Annotated in this window: 25 protein-coding genes; 4 read left to right on the top strand and 21 right to left on the bottom strand. The window is 28.3% G+C overall.

Going from position 1 to position 18,138, the window contains the following annotated elements:
* Nucleotides 1–2: 2 nt before the first annotated feature.
* The 5 genes from L1S46_RS10145 to L1S46_RS10125 all read right to left on the bottom strand — a co-directional run bounded on the left by L1S46_RS10145 (nt 3) and on the right by L1S46_RS10125 (nt 4,533).
* The gene (locus L1S46_RS10145) at nt 3–1,358 is read right to left on the bottom strand and encodes a PFL family protein (protein WP_012058568.1); all 1,356 of its coding nucleotides are present in this window, start codon (nt 1,356–1,358) and stop codon (nt 3–5) included.
* Between the two features lie 12 nt (nt 1,359–1,370).
* Nucleotides 1,371–1,640, bottom strand: a complete 270-nt coding sequence (locus tag L1S46_RS10140) for an ACT domain-containing protein (RefSeq protein ID WP_012058567.1) — start codon at nt 1,638–1,640, stop codon at nt 1,371–1,373.
* Nucleotides 1,641–1,852: 212 nt separating this feature from the next.
* Nucleotides 1,853–2,767 (bottom strand): polysaccharide deacetylase family protein, encoded by a 915-nt coding sequence (locus L1S46_RS10135; protein ID WP_238899884.1) that lies wholly within the window; start codon nt 2,765–2,767, stop codon nt 1,853–1,855.
* Nucleotides 2,768–3,402: 635 nt separating this feature from the next.
* Nucleotides 3,403–3,708, bottom strand: a complete 306-nt coding sequence (locus L1S46_RS10130) for a hypothetical protein (protein ID WP_012058565.1) — start codon at nt 3,706–3,708, stop codon at nt 3,403–3,405.
* A gap of 318 nt (nt 3,709–4,026) precedes the next feature.
* Nucleotides 4,027–4,533 carry a hypothetical protein gene (locus L1S46_RS10125; protein WP_012058564.1) on the bottom strand — a complete coding sequence of 169 codons (507 nt, stop codon included), beginning with the start codon at nt 4,531–4,533 and terminating at the stop codon, nt 4,027–4,029.
* 314 nt (nt 4,534–4,847) lie between these two features.
* Here L1S46_RS10125 and L1S46_RS10120 point away from each other — a divergent pair, with 314 nt between their 5' ends.
* Nucleotides 4,848–5,027, top strand: coding sequence for a hypothetical protein (locus tag L1S46_RS10120; RefSeq protein ID WP_238899883.1), 180 nt, complete (start codon nt 4,848–4,850; stop codon nt 5,025–5,027).
* Nucleotides 5,028–5,122: 95 nt separating this feature from the next.
* Here L1S46_RS10120 and L1S46_RS10115 read toward each other — a convergent pair whose 3' ends face one another.
* From L1S46_RS10115 to L1S46_RS10080, 8 genes are all read right to left on the bottom strand, one after another.
* Complete coding sequence (locus L1S46_RS10115) at nt 5,123–5,353, bottom strand: hypothetical protein (protein WP_012058563.1); 231 nt, start codon at nt 5,351–5,353, stop codon at nt 5,123–5,125.
* Nucleotides 5,354–5,503: 150 nt separating this feature from the next.
* Nucleotides 5,504–5,665, bottom strand: coding sequence for a hypothetical protein (locus L1S46_RS10110; protein WP_012058562.1), 162 nt, complete (start codon nt 5,663–5,665; stop codon nt 5,504–5,506).
* A 268-nt stretch (nt 5,666–5,933) separates the two neighbouring features.
* The gene (locus L1S46_RS10105) at nt 5,934–6,140 is read right to left on the bottom strand and encodes an alpha/beta-type small acid-soluble spore protein (protein ID WP_012058561.1); all 207 of its coding nucleotides are present in this window, start codon (nt 6,138–6,140) and stop codon (nt 5,934–5,936) included.
* A 209-nt stretch (nt 6,141–6,349) separates the two neighbouring features.
* On the bottom strand, nt 6,350–6,538 hold the full coding sequence (locus tag L1S46_RS10100) for a hypothetical protein (RefSeq protein WP_023976614.1): 189 nt from the start codon (nt 6,536–6,538) through the stop codon (nt 6,350–6,352).
* 393 nt (nt 6,539–6,931) lie between these two features.
* Nucleotides 6,932–7,162 (bottom strand): hypothetical protein, encoded by a 231-nt coding sequence (locus L1S46_RS10095; RefSeq protein WP_065416484.1) that lies wholly within the window; start codon nt 7,160–7,162, stop codon nt 6,932–6,934.
* Between the two features lie 338 nt (nt 7,163–7,500).
* The gene (locus L1S46_RS10090; protein ID WP_167595043.1) at nt 7,501–7,674 is read right to left on the bottom strand and encodes a hypothetical protein; all 174 of its coding nucleotides are present in this window, start codon (nt 7,672–7,674) and stop codon (nt 7,501–7,503) included.
* A gap of 358 nt (nt 7,675–8,032) precedes the next feature.
* Complete coding sequence (locus tag L1S46_RS10085; protein ID WP_012058560.1) at nt 8,033–8,263, bottom strand: hypothetical protein; 231 nt, start codon at nt 8,261–8,263, stop codon at nt 8,033–8,035.
* 196 nt (nt 8,264–8,459) lie between these two features.
* Complete coding sequence (locus L1S46_RS10080) at nt 8,460–8,912, bottom strand: Lrp/AsnC family transcriptional regulator (protein WP_012058559.1); 453 nt, start codon at nt 8,910–8,912, stop codon at nt 8,460–8,462.
* Between the two features lie 704 nt (nt 8,913–9,616).
* Between L1S46_RS10080 and L1S46_RS10075 the strand changes: the two genes are divergently transcribed.
* Nucleotides 9,617–11,047 (top strand): aspartate ammonia-lyase, encoded by a 1,431-nt coding sequence (locus L1S46_RS10075; RefSeq protein ID WP_061114855.1) that lies wholly within the window; start codon nt 9,617–9,619, stop codon nt 11,045–11,047.
* A 146-nt stretch (nt 11,048–11,193) separates the two neighbouring features.
* Here L1S46_RS10075 and L1S46_RS10070 read toward each other — a convergent pair whose 3' ends face one another.
* The 3 genes from L1S46_RS10070 to L1S46_RS10060 form a co-directional block, all read right to left on the bottom strand.
* Entirely contained in the window at nt 11,194–11,826 is a 633-nt protein-coding gene (locus tag L1S46_RS10070; RefSeq protein WP_238899882.1) for a DUF6304 family protein, read from the bottom strand.
* A 142-nt stretch (nt 11,827–11,968) separates the two neighbouring features.
* Nucleotides 11,969–12,328: a hypothetical protein gene (locus L1S46_RS10065; protein WP_238899881.1), complete on the bottom strand. Its 360-nt coding sequence runs from the start codon at nt 12,326–12,328 to the stop codon at nt 11,969–11,971.
* A 176-nt stretch (nt 12,329–12,504) separates the two neighbouring features.
* The gene (locus L1S46_RS10060; protein ID WP_238899880.1) at nt 12,505–13,050 is read right to left on the bottom strand and encodes a phosphatase PAP2 family protein; all 546 of its coding nucleotides are present in this window, start codon (nt 13,048–13,050) and stop codon (nt 12,505–12,507) included.
* Between the two features lie 332 nt (nt 13,051–13,382).
* Here L1S46_RS10060 and L1S46_RS10055 point away from each other — a divergent pair, with 332 nt between their 5' ends.
* A complete protein-coding gene (locus L1S46_RS10055; protein ID WP_238899879.1) occupies nt 13,383–13,772 on the top strand; it encodes a hemerythrin family protein in 390 nt (129 codons plus the stop codon).
* 173 nt (nt 13,773–13,945) lie between these two features.
* Here the strand turns inward: L1S46_RS10055 and L1S46_RS10050 are convergent, their stop codons facing one another.
* Nucleotides 13,946–14,401, bottom strand: coding sequence for an N-acetylmuramoyl-L-alanine amidase family protein (locus L1S46_RS10050; RefSeq protein ID WP_236898286.1), 456 nt, complete (start codon nt 14,399–14,401; stop codon nt 13,946–13,948).
* 278 nt (nt 14,402–14,679) lie between these two features.
* Here L1S46_RS10050 and L1S46_RS10045 point away from each other — a divergent pair, with 278 nt between their 5' ends.
* Entirely contained in the window at nt 14,680–15,087 is a 408-nt protein-coding gene (locus L1S46_RS10045; RefSeq protein ID WP_077830037.1) for a secondary thiamine-phosphate synthase enzyme YjbQ, read from the top strand.
* An 87-nt stretch (nt 15,088–15,174) separates the two neighbouring features.
* Here L1S46_RS10045 and L1S46_RS10040 read toward each other — a convergent pair whose 3' ends face one another.
* The 4 genes from L1S46_RS10040 to L1S46_RS10025 form a co-directional block, all read right to left on the bottom strand.
* Complete coding sequence (locus tag L1S46_RS10040) at nt 15,175–15,378, bottom strand: heavy metal-associated domain-containing protein (RefSeq protein WP_012058551.1); 204 nt, start codon at nt 15,376–15,378, stop codon at nt 15,175–15,177.
* Between the two features lie 291 nt (nt 15,379–15,669).
* Complete coding sequence (locus L1S46_RS10035; RefSeq protein ID WP_236898288.1) at nt 15,670–16,236, bottom strand: nitroreductase family protein; 567 nt, start codon at nt 16,234–16,236, stop codon at nt 15,670–15,672.
* A 13-nt stretch (nt 16,237–16,249) separates the two neighbouring features.
* The gene (locus tag L1S46_RS10030; RefSeq protein WP_012058549.1) at nt 16,250–16,930 is read right to left on the bottom strand and encodes a GTP pyrophosphokinase family protein; all 681 of its coding nucleotides are present in this window, start codon (nt 16,928–16,930) and stop codon (nt 16,250–16,252) included.
* 236 nt (nt 16,931–17,166) lie between these two features.
* A complete protein-coding gene (locus L1S46_RS10025; protein ID WP_238899878.1) occupies nt 17,167–17,688 on the bottom strand; it encodes a 3D domain-containing protein in 522 nt (173 codons plus the stop codon).
* Between the last annotated feature and the right edge of the window lie 450 nt (nt 17,689–18,138).

The raw sequence follows: 18,138 nt of genomic DNA, 5'->3' as shown, positions 1-18,138 counted from the left end.
TATTAGTTTTTGAATGAATGTATAGGTGCAGGAATTCTTCCACCTCTTTGAGCAAATAATTCTGATGATTTACCATTTACCTTCATTACAGGTGCTCTACCCAATAATCCACCGAACTCTACCATATCACCGATTTCACAACCTGGTGCTGGTATAATTCTAACCGCTGTAGTCTTATTATTTATTACTCCAATCGCAGCTTCATCGGCTATCATTCCTGCAATCGTAGATGCTGGAGTATCTCCAGGAATTGCAATCATATCAAGACCAACTGAGCATACACATGTCATTCCTTCTAATTTCTCTAAATTTAATGATCCACTTATAACAGCATCAATCATACCTGCATCTTCAGATACTGGAATGAAAGCTCCACTTAAGCCTCCAACATGGCTACATGCCATAACTCCACCTTTTTTAACTGCATCGTTAAGCATAGCAAGTGCTGCAATTGTACCATGAGTTCCAACTTGTTCTAATCCTATTTCTTCTAGAATTTCTGCAACCGAGTCACCAACGGCTGGTGTTGGAGCTAAAGATAAGTCAACTATACCAAAAGGTACATCTAATCTTCTAGAAGCCTCATTAGCAACTAATTCTCCCATCCTTGTAACTTTAAATGCGGTTTGCTTAATTGTTTCAGCGACAACATCAAAAGATGCTCCTCTTACTTTCTCAAGTGCTCTCTTAACAACTCCTGGTCCGCTTACACCAACATTTATAATTCTCTCAGCTTCTCCAACTCCGTGGAAAGCTCCTGCCATAAACGGATTATCTTCTACTGCATTTGCAAATACAACTAACTTAGCGCAACCAAAACCTTTTTGATCTTTTGTAAGTTCTGCAGTTCTCTTTATAACATCTGCCATATCTCTTACAGCGTTCATGTTTATTCCTGATTTTGTACACCCTACATTAACTGACGCACAAACTTTTTTTGTTACTGCTAAAGCTTCAGGAATTGAACTTATTAAAATCTTATCACCTTTTGTACAGCCTTTTTGAACTAATGCTGAAAATCCTCCTAAGAAATCTATTCCAAGAGTCTCTGCTGCTCTATCTAAAGTTCTTGCAAATTCAACATAGCTAGTTTCATTAGTAGCTCCAGCAATTATTGACATAGGAGTTATTGAAACTCTTTTATTTACTATTGGAATACCAAATTCTGTTTCTATTTGCCTTCCAACCTCTACTAAATGCTCTGCAGATTTTGTAATTTTATCATATATCTTAATTCTAGCTTTATCTCCATCTGGATCTATACAATCAAGCAAGGATATTCCCATTGTTATAGTTCTAACGTCAAGTTTTTCTTCCTCAATCATTTTTATCGTTTCAAGTATATTATTAGTATTCATAAGCCCCTCCTATTATAGTGAATGCATTGACTTAAATATTTCTTCTCTTTGAATCTTTACTTCTACCCCAAGTCTTTCACCCTCTGCTGTAAGTCCTGCACGAACTTCCTCAAAAGTCGCATTCATATCTTTGCAGTCTAATACCATTATCATGGTAAAAAAACCTTGCATTATAGTTTGATTAACATCTAATATATTGATACTATATTCTAACATTTTCTGACTAACCCCTGCTATAATACCAACTTTGTCCTGCCCAATTACTGTTAATATTGCTTTCATGCTTATCTACTCCATTCATAAGTTATTTTTAAGATCCTTATTAAAAATATTATCCAATTCTAATTGAATTGGATAATATACAATAAGCATCTTTATTGCTCTCTTTATTCTATAATTTATATTATATTTTGTCAATTTTAAGAGAACGTTTTGTAAATATTTTTTCTTTTCGTTCGGATTTTTCTAAATATTACTTAAAAGAAAATTTCACCTTACTTCTTTAAGTTTTTTAATACCTTTAGAATGTCTTTAGGCTTATATGTATAATCTACACATATTCTATTTAGCTCTGCAGAATTATCATCTCTGTCAGCGTATCCTCTTTCAGTAGTAAATCCCATTGAATAACCAACTTCACTAAAAGCTTTCTTAGTATCATCATTATATTTTCCTTCTGGATAAGCAATCGAAATTATAGGCTTATTAATTAAACTTTCTAACTTTTCCTTAGAATTTTTTAGTTCTTTTAATTGTTCTTCATATGACATAGTCGGAAGATCAATATGAGAAACTGTGTGAGACTCTATATCAATTATTCCACTACTACTCAACTCTTTAACTTGGTCAGTAGTTAGATATCCATCTCTATCTAAATAACTTTGTATAACAAAAATCGTTGCATTCATATTAAACTCTTTTAATATTGGAAATACATTAGTGTAATTATCTCTATATCCATCATCAAAGGTTAGAACAACACTTTTTTCTGGAATAGCCTTGTCCTTAGAAAGGTAATCATTAAGTTGAGCCATTGTTAATGTCGTATATCCATTATCTTTAATAGCTTGAAGCTGTGTTCTAAATTTATCCTTTGAAATAATAATAGGGCTTTTTACTGAAGAATCATCATTTATAGAATGAAAACAAATTACCGGCACGCCTCTATTATCATTTATTAACGGAACTTCCCCAAACTCTTTTTTCTCATCCTCTGATGGGTTTTCGATAACATCTTTTTTATCACTATTTGGACTAGTAGCCATATTAGCAAAAGAATTTATTCCTTTATTAATCCCAATAAAAGCAATTATTCCAATTACAACTAAAAGTGATACTATTTTAACTAATTTTATAGAATTACTTCTCCTGCTATTATTAAATCTTTTTCTATTCTTTTTTTCTTTCATAATATATCTCCTTATAATATAAAGCATAAATGTATCTTAAACTTTATTTTTTATAGTTACAAATTTAATTTTATTCATATATAATTTCTTTCATATTTAGCCTATATGTATCATAAAGTTCACCCGCTTTTACTTGCAACCTTCACTATTTTCAATATACTTCACAAAAATTACAATTTATAAATAAAAATTCATATAAATTATAGCACACAAGGCAACATTTATAAAATATGTATATATTAAATCCCAAAATATATTATTTACAAATAACTTAAACCTATAAATAATGGCTATTTCAATTATATTGCAATAATAAATTTATGCTTAATACTCTAGCATGCAGATCACTTCAATTAAGAACTCAACACAAAAATCCAATTGTTGCATATATATTTAATTACTTTTTTTATAATTTAACAAAAAAATTAAGGTGAGATAGTAAATACAATTATAAAATTTACTATCTCACCTTAATTTTTATTTAGACATATGAATGAAAATAACAAGTATAAGATACCAGTCTTATTATTCTTTTACACGTAGGTATATTAATCTAATAGCAAAATTACTATGACAATCTGCTGACGCAGAATAATAGGAAATGGTCTTAGCAGATGGACTTATTATTTTTTCGATTATGCCTTATCATTATTTTTAGCACTTAATTTCGTAGTACTTAAATGTTCAGCTGATATTCTCTCTGTGTTCTTAGATTTTTTATAATCATTTGAAAAATATATTATTAGACTCTCATCATTACTTTCCGCATTAACTTGATATGCTACATTTTGTACGTACCCATGGATGAAATCATCTTTGCTAAAAAACAAATTGATCTCTGTACCTACTTTGGTAATGACATTTATTATATCCTTCAAATCTTTAGATTCTTTTGTAAAAACAATATCATCACTTTCTACAAGACAAAACTCAACCTTCATAGCTTCCACCCCTTTCTGTTACTAAAATTATATAAATTAAGAATTATTATTTCAATATCTAAAATCTAGGGATTAGACTTATGAATAGCAATTAGCTTATGAAATTAATATTATACTTACTTATCCGTTCTATAATTTAATATTTACGTATGTATATGTTGCAATTAAATTTCTACATTCTAGTTTTTAATTTAACACGTAACTTACCAGGGTTTTAAATATAAATTTATTATTGCATCATATACATATCTCAAAATTTTTCTTACTAAAAATATCTTAATTTTAAGTATCAGTTAATTATACATACCCAAAATGATTTTAAACTAATGCTCTAGACATGCTAACTAATGCTTTAGTTGAATATTTTCTATTAAATTCACTTACTCTAATATTAAATCCACTATATGGCATACTTTTCTGTTCTAAGACATCATCTCTTAACATTTTAGATAATCTAATATCAAGTTCAACTTGTCTAGTATCTTCTAAAACTCCTGTCCCCGAATTAATAATATATATATTAAGAGAGAAGCCCTCAGTTTCTGTAACTTCTTCTAATTCAACGGAATTTTTACACATATGTATAGAGTACGGAACTTCTATCCATTGGTGATTACCAAACCTGAATAACATTATAATAACATTATCTTCTTTGAAATATCCGTATTTCAGATCACCTTTTATAATAGCTTGTCTAGATTTTTCTGTAAATTTCGTAGTATAAATCAATAAATTGCACCCATTTTTATTTATATCGAAACTTATTCCTTCTGGATACCTTGTAATACCATCCTTAAATGGTTTACCTACCTCAAACAATTCCACAAATTTCGCCCTCCTTTTTAATATACATTTAATTATACTTTATTTTGTCTGAAAAATCAAAAATAAGTTAACTTAATTATGCAGTTCAGAAAACTATGTTGCTTTTCATATATTTAGTAGGAAAGCTAAATTCTGTTACCTTAACATATAATCTAATTAAGAAGGTGAACTAATGAAAAAATTATTGTTTATAACTTGGAATATAAAAGGAAGCATTTGAAACTGTTGCAACTCTTTGCTTTAATGATGATAAACCTTTTCTAAAATACAAAGATCGATTTAACGTAGTAGATGCTTTTGAAAAGAACAATTATGTGCCTAAGTTATATACACATGCCAATTTATGTTCTCACACAGACAGTTCAACCCAGATAGTACCATTATTGAAACGCATGGAACGCATGAATAATATTGATAACTTTAATAATATTGAAATAATCTTACGCTATGAGCCAGAAAAAGGACATTATAGATTAAATATTCCAGATATATAAAATTCTAGGAGAAGCTTGATATTCAAAGATAGCCTTAAATAAGCAAAGAAAATTGTGTATAGTGGCATTTTCTTCGCTTATTCTTCATTAGAAAATTAACCTATATCGTTTTCTTTTAAGTAATACTTTCCTTGTCTCCAAACAAGTATGTCACTATTCACCATTTGATTTAAGGCTCCAACTAAGAAAATATTTATTTTAGTTAGGGTTCCATTTTTAAAATATACCTCTGGCTGAAATTTTTCATTGGTGTGTATTTCTTCAAATGTCAACCCATCATTTTTATTTTTAAACATTGTTAATATCTCTTTTTTACCGTCTAACATAAGTCTCCCTCCTTTATATATAATTAATTATATATAATCAAAAGAAATATATAACCAATTATATAAAAAAGAGGAAATTATTTTTAGATTTTATACGTAACATATAATAAAATTATGTATATATTAATATATGTAAATTTAAATATTAGATTAAATCACCTTTAAATTCGTCACTCTTGCTAAAGTTGGAACATCATCTTCTTCTCCATCTATTACAACAACAGCGCTATGTTCTCCCATCAATTTAATTACAGTCCCTGTCTTACCTTTATTATCATTTTCTAAAAATTCAACTCTATCATTTATTTTCATTATAGTCCCTCCATATTTTTTATAATATTTTTTTCTAATATTAATTATATCATATTTCATGGTTCATATTGTTTAATTTATAAAGAATGTGATATGCCCTAATTTAGTTTATACTTTTTCCTTAATTAATCCTAGTTTATTAGAACATTAGACATATGTTCATTGTAGCAATATATGTTATTAACTGTTTTTAACATATAAACTAATATACATTCTTATATTAAAAAGCACTCATAATTCTATGAGTGCTCTTTTGTATAATTATTTTTTATAACCCTTGTTCGTAGCTTTCTATCATTCTTTTTACCATTTCTCCACCAACGCTACCATTTTGCCTTGAAGATAGGTTCCCTTTATCGATGTTTTCATAGTTTTGTAATCCAATTTCTGATGCAACCTCAGTTTTTAATCTGTTTAAACCTTGCTTTGCTTCAGGTACTAATGTTCTATTGTTTCCACTATTATTTGATGCCATTTGAATCTACCTCCTTTTATTTTAATTTTGTTTGGCAGTAATATATTAACCAATAACACAAAATATAATCTATAAAAATATTAACAAAAATAGTATTGATAGCTTGTATTAGTTAATATTACTGTATGTCCCTAAGTACTAAGTAAATTTACTTACATGTTATTCATTGATATATTCGCCTAAAGCAGAAATATTCTTGTATTAACGCTTTATTTACTATTATTTAATGTTTTTATTATAAACTCATTCAATATCTCATCAAATTTCTGTTCAATTTTTTTATTCCTGTCTACATGTGCCTTATAACCTCTAACTACATTAAATATTACACCTATAACTATGAATAACAAAAAGAAATTAATCAGCAGTAAAATTAATAAATTATAGTCGAATTTCATATTGCCCTCCATAACGCATCCATATATTAGTCCTATAATATTACCAGACAATATAGATGTATATGAGCAATATTTAATTATATTCGTATCTAGCATATATTTTTTGCTAATTTATTTAGCAAAAGCATTTATATTCTTTCTAGTACTCTTATAGATAACCCGACTAAGACCTGAACTTATGCATATAACTCGCCAAAATCATAAATATTTTGTTCCGAAAAGCTATAAAAATATCGCTGAAGGTTCTAAGCAGCAGGTTGTAGCTAATTTCAAATAAAGATATACATTCAAATTGAAGTTCTATATTCCAGCCTTAATTGAATATTTAACTTTTTTAAATAAAAAAGGCGCCACAATAAAAAGTAGCACCTTTCATAAAATTATCAATTATTCCTAAGCTTCTTTAACATTATAAAGATTGTATTTCTCGCTGTCCCTTCTATAATAATCGCAAGAAACCTTTGCAGTACAATAAGCTGATGTACAAATTGTGATTTCTTTTATAGCTTCTCTAGTAGCCTCCATTGCCTTTCTTTTATAAAAGCAGTTCGATTCGCTTTTGCACCATGAACAACTTTCATCATTATACTCTTTTACTAAACCTTTAAATTCATCTTTAACCATTTAAAACCTCTCCCTTATTTAGATTATTAATTTTATAAAGGCTATATTAAATTTCCTTGTTCTAGCTCTTTAAATTATCTTTTCATTTTACTTAAACACAACTTCTAGTGTTTAAATTTAAGTATATTATTCATTTCGGCGATACATACGCATAAGTCTAGATTATAGCTGATTTATCTATATATGTATCCACATTAATATATTTATGAAAATTTCTTATACTTATGTCTATATATTTTGTTTTCCACCATGCCAACCAAATGTAATAAACAAACTAATACTATAAACTCTAAAGGATAGTAAGTAATATTAATATCACTTACTATCCCCCGTCAATATTACTGAACCCGTAAAAATTCCTCATAAGTTTCTATATTATCTTTTCTATTTGTATCCTTTAACCATTTATCATACCTCAAAATGGATTTTTCTACTGTTTCCAATCTTAATTTGCCTTTATTTTTTCTTGTAAAGTCTGCATAATATATGTTTATTTTAATTATATTCCCCATCCATTCTCATCCCCTCTAATATTCTATAGAATACAATTAAGTTGGTAAAATTTGTGTAGCAAATTCCGAAGAAAAAATTTAAATTAAGTGTTAATTTTATAAGTATTTCACTTCTTATACTGTAAATGTTATCACAACATTCAAACTTTAAAAATGCTTTTTACTCTAAACGCACAAATCTGACTATAAAACAACAATATTTTTGCTTTAATTCTTTTTGTTGTGAAAAAATAGCATTATTTATACACATAACAAAAAGCACCTATAAATTTAGATGCTTAAGACTTTGATATTTATGTTATTTTATATAGCATATATGTAAACCCTCTTATTTTGAGGGTTTGTACAAATTTCTGTTTTATTCCCATTCAATAGTTAATATCTCGAGTTCTCCTTCTTTAAGAGAAACTTTATATCCATCAGTAATTAACCATGTAGCCAAATCTGTAACCATGTTTTTTCGAAGCTCATCTCTTTTACTTATGGCAAAAACGGCTGAAACTTTATTGACCCCCGATTTTTTACCTTGCTCAATGTTTCTCAATATTATGTTCTTATTTTCGTTTAATTTTTCTTCATATTCACTCACAATATTTCCTCCCTCCAACTCGACATATATATAATTCCCAAATTATTTTCTTATAGAAACTTTCCTTGACATATATTTATACTATTACAATTCTATGATATAGACCTCCAAATTATTCTATATTTTATGTTGTAATAATAAAAACTGTTCTAGATATAAACCATGTTTATATCTAGAACAGCCTTATTTCTTAAATCTATTTATCACCAATTTCTGATGTCACATCTATTCCTCTATGTTCAACTGCTGTAGAGAACACTATTTGAGTTTCCGTATTTCCAAACTTTTGTAATTCTCCAATAAAGGCATCTAATTCTAAAGTTGTGTGATAAGCAACCTTTATTAACATGGAATACTTGCCTGTTACGCAATTGCACTCAAGTACATTTGGGCAATTTGATATAAAAGGATAAAACTCAGGTTTCTGCTTAGGCGTCATTTCCAAATTAATAAACGCCTTAATATTATAGCCTAACTTTAGTGGATCAACGTGTGCAGAATATCCTGTGATAACACCTGCTTGTTCCAATTTTTCAATACGTGCTGATACTGCGGGAGTTGATAAAAACACTTCCTCTGCTAAATGCTTTAGTGGATAACGAGCATTTTCTTGTAGAAGTTCAATAATCTTAAAATCAATCTTGTCCATATACTATACCTCTGTCTCCTTATGAATTAATTATAATAGCAAAATTAAAGAATAAAAAAACATATCAAATAATCCTAATAGCTTCTGATTATTGATACGCCCCTTTGCGCTTTATTATTAAATTTTCAGCAATCTATTCTTCCTTTATACTTATTCAAATTGCCTATCTGTTATATTTATATTTTAAGGTGATTATTAGAAATTTACAAGTACTTTTTGAGGTTTTGATTTAAAAAATTAACTTTATATTTTAGCATAAACTATTATACCGCTCGTATATTCCATTCTTTTCCTTATTAATTCTCAATTTTTATATTATTTTATTGTCTTTATGAATTTTTTCTTATTATTAAGTAAAACATTATCTATAATTTTAGCAATATCACGAATTTATAAATATAATTTAATACTTATGTTCGCATTTTATTTAAAATTTAAGACTTAATAAAATTAAGCATTTTTATATCTACTATAATTTTATTTAAGTGTATTATGCTAATTTTTAGCTTTTATTCACAATTTTGTTTCTAATATTTACATTGATTTTAAAGCGTGATAATCTTCAGTCATAGAGATTAATAAAAAAAATAACGGTAGATATATCTTGATTATAAATTTATCTTTTGTTGTTAGAAATTATTTTAAGTAATCTATTATTTTAAATTTTCGAAATGATTTAAGTTATGAAAGCGAGGAATTTTTAAATGAAAACACGTATGGAATCAGACTCAATAGGAACTATGGAGGTACCAGCTAGTGCATATTATGGCATTCAATCATTAAGAGCAAAAAACAATTTTCCTATTACTGAAAGAAAATTAAATAAGGAATTTATAATTAGTCTTGCTGAAATAAAAAAAGCTGCTGCTATTACAAATAGAGATGCAAATTTCTTAACTTCAACGATTGCCAATGCTATAATAAATGCTTGCGATGAGATTATTTGCGGAAAATTACATGAAGAATTTATAGTAGATTCAATTCAAGGAGGCGCAGGAACTTCTGCTAACATGAATGCTAATGAAGTTATAGCTAATCGTGCAATTGAACTCCTTGGAGAAATTAAAGGGAGTTATAATGTTGTACACCCAAACGATCACGTAAATATGGCCCAATCTACTAATGATGTATTCCCTACAGCCGGAAAACTTACAGTTCTAAAAATGCTTCCAAAAACTATTGCAGAGCTTCAACGTTTATATAATACTCTTAAATTAAAATCGCTAGAATTTAATAATATAATTAAAATGGGACGTACTCAACTTCAAGATGCGGTTCCAATTAGACTTGGACAATCATTCAATGCTTTTGCATCGATGATAAAACGTGATATAGAACGCTTAAAAAAGGCTGAAAAAGATATGCTTGTTCTAAATATAGGGGGCACAGCTATTGGTACAGCAATAAATGTGAGCCCTGAATATTTTCATAATATAACTCCTAATTTAAGAAAAATTTGCGGTCTTAATTTAACTCAATCAAATGATTTAATTGATGCGACTCAAAATCTTGACTGTTTTGTAAGTGTATCAGGACTTCTAAAAACATGTGCAGTTAATCTATCTAAAATGGCAAATGATTTAAGACTGCTATCTAGCGGACCCAAAACAGGTTTTGCTGAAATCAACCTGCCTTCAATGCAAAATGGTTCTTCTATTATGCCTGGTAAAGTTAATCCTGTTATTTTAGAAGTAGTCTCACAAGTCGCATTTAACATTATAGGTAATGATTTAACAATAACTATGGCAGCAGAAGCAGGTCAATTAGAGCTTAATGCTTTTGAACCTGTTCTATTCTATAAATTGTTTGAGTCAATAGAAACGCTTCAAAATGCCACTACAACTTTAGTTGATAATTGTATTCTAGGTATTACTGCTAATGAAGTAAGATGTAAAGAACTCTTAGACAATAGTGTTGGAATTGTAACAGCACTTTGCCCATACATTGGATACCAAAATTCCGCTGACATTGCAAAAGAATCATTAAAATCAGGAATTTCCGTAAAGGAACTTGTTCTAGCAAAAGGTATATTAACTTCTGAGGAATTAGAACAAATTTTAGATCCAAATTTAATGACACAATTGAATTCTTCACTAACACTAGAATCAAAGGAAAAAATAAATCAAGCAATATAATTTTTAACTCTTGGTATAATTTTAAAAAATTTGGATTATACTATTATATGAACATGATTTTATGAATCGTGGTATTAACCAAAAAGAGATAGCACATCTTATATGCGCCATCTCTTTTTTATATTATTATACATAAATATGACTGATTAAATCTTACTTAAACAATATTCATTGAATATATAAGTAATTGGATACTTTTTAAGTCCATTAAAAGCATCTCTACTTCTAAAATCAGAGGATTCCAAACAAAAAGATTCGCTAGAAACACTTTCATCATCATCTTCTTCGAAATTTCTAAAACAATAAAAATCATTTTCTTTATTTGCTTCAATAGAATATACACCAAGCATACATGAAAAATCAGATTCCATAGTATATTCTTTAGGCAATTTTTTCTTAATTTTATATAATAATTCTTGCAAATTATATCCTTCAACAGTATAAGATTTTCCATCTAGATCGAGCGAAAGCATATTATTATAAGAATTTCTCTGTCTCTTAATGAATAATATAGATTCTTTCACACATTCCTCACCATCATATGTCATTATTAATGGAATTCTCACATCCATAACATATTCTATTAATTCATCATCCTTTAAATAGAAAAGTTGTTTATGCTCATTAGGTCTCTTAGTATAAAAATCGAAATCAAAATGATCATCATAAAAGACGCAATCTCTTATATTAAATTGAAGTCCCCCTTTTAGAAAGTATAGTTCTGCCTGCTCACAGCCAAAATTATCAGTATATATAGCAGAATATTTTACCTTGACCATATAATATTTAATATCCCTCCCCAATTTATTTTTCTCATATCCCATTATAATTTAAAGTAAAGAATTTAAATTATAATAAAAAACCACCTTTCTATATTACCACATTTAACCACAAACAGCAAAGATTATTATCTATGTACTTTTAATTATAAATAAAATTTTTATTTTGAGGTTCATAGAAGGATAGTTCATGTTTTTGAGCTAATTCCTTTATCAAATCGCTTACATGATCAGCCTTGCTAAATACACAAGACATAATAATGTGTCCTTCTGATTTATCAAAAGTTACACTCCATGGGCATAAATCTAAATCCCCAATTTCCTCTTCACTTATATCATCAATTTCAGGATGCTTAGCTGTTAATTCTTCATAAAAATCTTGTATTTTTTGTGTAGGACCAATTAACGAAGTATCTCCTTCGCATAGTCGTTTATATAGAATTTCTGCATCCTCTTTATTTTTTACAACATTGCAGTGCCATACCGCACAATCCCAACTCACATTCTTCCCCCTTTGTAATAAGCTCAAGTATCATTTTCGCTAATTTGCTTTTATAATAATCTTCCTCATAATTATTATAATGTATATCTCTAATTTTCAAAATAATAATTTACTAATAATAAGAAATTATTTTCAAAGTTATTAAATATGGGTTTCGGAATCAATAGTAACTTGGTTTAACTCAAAATAGAACTTAATGCTCTTTTATTAAATGCTGCAATAACTAAATTACCTATTAAAAGCCCAATAACCATCCCTGCAAAAACATCTGATGGATAATGTACATATAAGTATAACCTTGAAAAGCCTATTAATGTGCTTAGAGTTAATGCAAGTATCCCAGCTCTCTTATTCATATAATTAATTACAGTTGCTGGTGCAAATGAACACATAGTATGGCCTGACGGAAAAGAAAAATCTGTTGGCAGCTTCATATGAATCATATTTAATATTGGTTCAGCATTAAAAGGACGAGTTCTGGCTACTAAAGGTTTTAAACCTAAATTTCCTACAATAAAACATAATATCAAAGAACATATTATCATAATACCATACTTCCTATATTCTTTTCCCATTATAAGTATTAAAGCGATAAACGTCCATATAGTAATTTTGCTTCCAAGAATAGTTATTAGTGGCATAACCTTATCTAAAACGGGAGTCCTCATATGGATTTGTATAAATTCTAAAATATTATTATCTATGTTCTGAATCACTTCCATAAATTCCAATTCCTTTTCTCATTTATTTTTTCATAGTTTTTGTATTGCAATAGCAAGTTTACATTTAAAATATTAATAAAAAAGAACTCAATTAATCTTAAAATGTAAAAACTTAAGTGCAATATATAGTTTATATTGATAATTGCTGTAAAATTATCTAATACTACTGTATCATTAATTTAGCAGGATTTATATAGTTTCTTATATATACCAATTCTATTTACTCTTATTGATAAGAATTATCTTTATCCCTAATCTAGAAAATTTTACAAAAGTGATATATAATTGTTTTATATGTAATTATACAATTATAAGAAAGAAGGTAACATTTAATGTATGAATTTAAAGAAGAATTTAAGACTGGAATTGATTTTATTGACGAACAGCACAAAGTTCTCTTCGAAATAGCAGACAAAGCTTACAATCTACTAAAAAATGATTTTACAACTGATAAATATGATAACATATTAGAGTTAGTAGATGAGCTACGTGATTATACATCATTCCATTTTAAAGCAGAAGAAGAATATATGAAGAAAATTAACTATAAAAGAATGTTCACTCAAAAGATAGAACATGACGCTTTTATAAAAAGAATTAATGAAGTAAATTTTAGGAGTATTGATGAAAATCAGAATGAATCGATTTCTACTCTATTACAGCTTTTAAATGATTGGTTAATTGAACACATCTTTGAAAACGATAAGTTGATAGGTCAATAAAGCTCCAATTTAGCATTTTCTAGGACAAGCTTTAGATATAGAATTATTATATAAAAAATACTATCTCTCAATGTTTTTTACTAATACATTTTGAAATAGTATTTTTTATTTTTTCAAGTTTTTACAGATTGGTAATTTTACTTTATATCTGTAAGATAATTTATTTCAACTATCTATCCTTCCTCCCATGCCCCATCTGGTCCTAAATAATAAGTTCCAATATATATGTCCTTAACCATTACTCCAGAGGAATTTAAATAATATAAATTTCCATTATATCTAAGCCACCCTGTCACCATTTCTCCAGAACTATTTAAATAATACCAATTCCCTCTATTTTGGATCCATCCAGTCAGCATTTTTCCTGTAACTGTGTCTAGATAATACCACTTGCCTTCACTTTTAAACCATCCGGTTTTTGCCATACCGTTTTCATCCAAATAATACCAATTATCTTTGTATTTATACCAACCAGTATTCTGTTCGGGACCGCTATAATATCGCCAGCTATTGTTTACATATACCCATTCCCCATTTGCCTTTACATCATAAACTAACTGAAATGCAAATACAAAACTTAATAAAGTTCCTAACATTAATATATATTTAAAACTAATAGTTTTTATCATTTTCTTATCCTCTCCAAATCAAAAATCTATATTTACTATTATTTTTATTAACATAATTTATAAAATAGACTTAAAATTTTGAAATAAAAAAATTTAATTACACTGCTGTATATATGATGAAATTAAGTTTCTACACTCTACTCCTAATTAATTATCTGGTTCATTAGAATCTAAAATCTAAGTCTATTATTGCAATATAGATTTATAAAATTGTTTATATATTTACATAACTGGTATATTATAATATTATGTAAAAACAATGTTAAGGAGGCTTTATTATGTCAAATTTATTTAAACACTCCCTCGAAATTAAACCTAGACAATCTATGGTTGATATAACTTCTTATATAAGAGAAGATATTAAAAACAGTAATATTAGAAATGGAATCATAGTAGTTTATTGCCCTCATACTACAGCTGGAATAACTATAAATGAAAATGCAGATCCAGATGTAGTTAGCGATTTAATATATGGTTTTGAAAAAATTTATCCAACCACAGATCCGAATTATAAGCATTTTGAAGGAAATTCACATTCTCATCTAAAATCTTCAACAGTAGGTGCTTCGCAAACTCTTATTTTAAATAATGGCAATCTAATTTTAGGACGATGGCAAAACGTATATTTCTGCGAGTTTGATGGTCCTAGGGATAGAATGTTTTATGTAAAAATAATAGAAGGCTAATCCTGATTAAATTTTATATTTACATAAAAACTAAAGAGGAATGTAAACCTAAATACATTCCTCTTTAGCAACAAATCTAAATTTCTTTTATCTAGCATCATGTCCTGTATTCTCTATACAGCTTTTAATTTCTTCTACTGTTGCAGGAGCATTATATACTACTTCAACACTTCCACGTGCAAGATCTACACAAACCTTATCTACACCTTGGATTTTTTCCAGTGCATTTTTGACTTGTGTTTTCATATTTTCATTTGCTAATCCATCAACATTATAATGTATTCTTTCCATATATACTATTCTCCTTTTTCTACAAAGTAACAAGTATAGTATGTTCAAAATCACACTATTATATCAATATTTTTTAAAGAAAATCGACTCACATTTGCTCGCTGATACTCACAGAGTAAGCGACCATAATCAAATCATAGATGCTTACAGAGAAAGTTCTGCACCTATAAATTAAACAGCTATTCTGCAATTAAGAACCCTTCACTTATAGCAAAATACAAGATTTTGATCATCACTTTTGAAATGTCTGCTTAACTGATTCACATCAAATAACAGATTCGAGTTCACTACTTATAAAATCAAATCATCCAATGTTCTTTTTGGAACATGATGTACTTGTTTGTCATCTCTCCAATACTTTACATCTCCAGATTCATTTATATTTTCTATAACTACTTCTTCTTTAGGATAACCAAGAGCTACTACCAAGGAAATTTCAAATTTTTCATCTAAATTTAGTTCTTCTCTTAGATTCTTTCTATCTATATTTCCTATAATGCATCCGCCCAAATTATTTTCAACAGCTCCAAGTAACATACTTTGTACTGCTATTCCATCATCTTGCGGCGCACCTTGACCAAGACTCGTATCCTTTAGTACTACTATATAAGCACTTGGTTTTTCGCCTTCTTTAGGACCATCCCAATCCTTATAGTAACCTGCCCAAAATATGCATTTACTTATTTTTTCATTTTGTTCTTTTTCATTTGATAAAATGTACCTTAATACTTGTTTATTAGCTCCTGATGGTGATAGCCTCGCTAAATCCACCAAGTCTCTTAAAGCATTCATATCAACGCTCTTATCCTGATAAAACCTCCTATATGACCTATTTTTCAATACAAGCTCTTTTATCATTTTAACAAACCACCTATCTTAGTTTTTCTACCTTTCTTTGTATATCCTGCATCCTCATATCTGTAGATGCTATAAGCTCCGCACATTCCTTTAAGTCTTGCGTAATATGCAGCGGTCCATCTCCAGATGTCTTATAATATAATTTATGCTCAAGGCTAGCCCAAAAGTCCATAGCTATCGTTCTAATTTGAACTTCAACTCTGACTGGCTCCACATGATCTGAAAAAAATATTGGAACCTCTATAACTAAATGAAGACTTCTATAGCCATTTGGCTTAGGACTGTTTATATAATCTTTTTCTTCAATTAGTGTTATATCATCCTGTCTTATTAGCATATTGGCGATATCATATATATCACCTACAAAAGAACAGATAACTCTAATTCCCGCAATATCATTTAAATTCTTTTTAGCAGATTCAATACTCATTTCGAACCCTTTACGTTTAAGTTTATCCATAATACTGCTTGGAGTCTTCACTCTAGATTTCATGTATTCAATCGGATTCCTCTTCCTCTTTATCTTAAGTTCATCATCTAAAATATCTAATTTAGTCTTAACTTCCTTTATTGCTGATCTATAAACAAGTAACGTTTCATTCATCTCTTCTATTCTTTCTTCAACTAATTCTGGTGATATAATGTTTTCTCTACTGTCCCAAAATATTTGATCATTTTCTTTTGATTGACCCATAAGCCTATTGTCCCCCTTAGTCTAAAAAAGACTCTTCTTAACAAAATATATGTAATATATATTGCAATTCACAATGCACATTTCACAATTCACAATTACAACTAAAATTCTTGTAATATTTTTTAGAATTATGATAAAGGACTATTTTTACAATATATATATTCTATTTTTTTCTTGCTTTATTTCCTCATACTAACATAATTTTAATTGAATATTAGAAAAACTTCAAGCTACTATTATTTTATTAAATAAACTGTAGTCTTTTTTCTTCCAAATTCCTTGACTTGCTCATGGGTTGGAAGCCACACATCTATTATATAGGTGCCATCGCTTTTAACTTTAACTGCGCCACCTCTATCTTCTGCATCAAAAATACCGTCATCTTTGTAATCTTTTAAATCCGGAATATATATTTTACTTCCTAACGGAATGTTTTTAGGTACAGCTATAGTTCCAACTCTAGTATGAGTCTGCATTGCAGTTTCTGAGCCCCAGGCTTCTGAACATATAGCGCAATTACAGTAGGCTGTTAATTCTGCTTTTATCGGCACTTTAGGTGCGGCAATTAATACTTTTTCTATGCTCTCATTGTTATTAGTAGTATTCACATTTACATCAGAGGGCTTCTTATCTTTTCTAGCTATTAAGCCGCTGTAATTTATTTCTCCAAATGTTACTTTACAATAAGCTGCAAGCCCACCTAAGACAATTGCTAAACATATGTATGTTACGCATACACATTTCTCTAATTTCGACAATAAATTTATTCTCCTTTATATTAATAATATATTTTTTTATTTTATTTTTAATTTATTTACAATATATACTATTATATAATATTTTTTCTTCACTTTAAAGTTAATTGGGGTATTATGTATTTATATCCAGTATAATCAACAAAATATAATTTCAACTTGTTAATTTACTAAAAATCCCATAACAACAAAATCTCCGCCGGCTGTGTAGCTTGAGATTCCACTATAATATAAAATTCTAGAGAAGTAAAAAAATCGCAGGCGACTGTTGTTAAGTTCCGTATTGTGCATATAAGAACATTTTATGTAGGCGAATATGATTTATTTTCTTAATCATATTTTTACAAGCCAACATCCTCTTAACCATTCATATAACTAGCTTTCAAAATTCAATTTTTTTATACTTTCCTAGACAATAAAAAAAACTTGGATTCATAATCTTAGAATTCCAAG

The organism is Clostridium sp. YIM B02500, from assembly GCF_022324665.1.
Classification (GTDB): domain Bacteria; phylum Bacillota; class Clostridia; order Clostridiales; family Clostridiaceae; genus Clostridium; species Clostridium beijerinckii.
The sequence above is the reverse complement of the archived record's forward strand: the minus strand, read 5'-3'. Positions and strand labels throughout refer to the sequence as shown.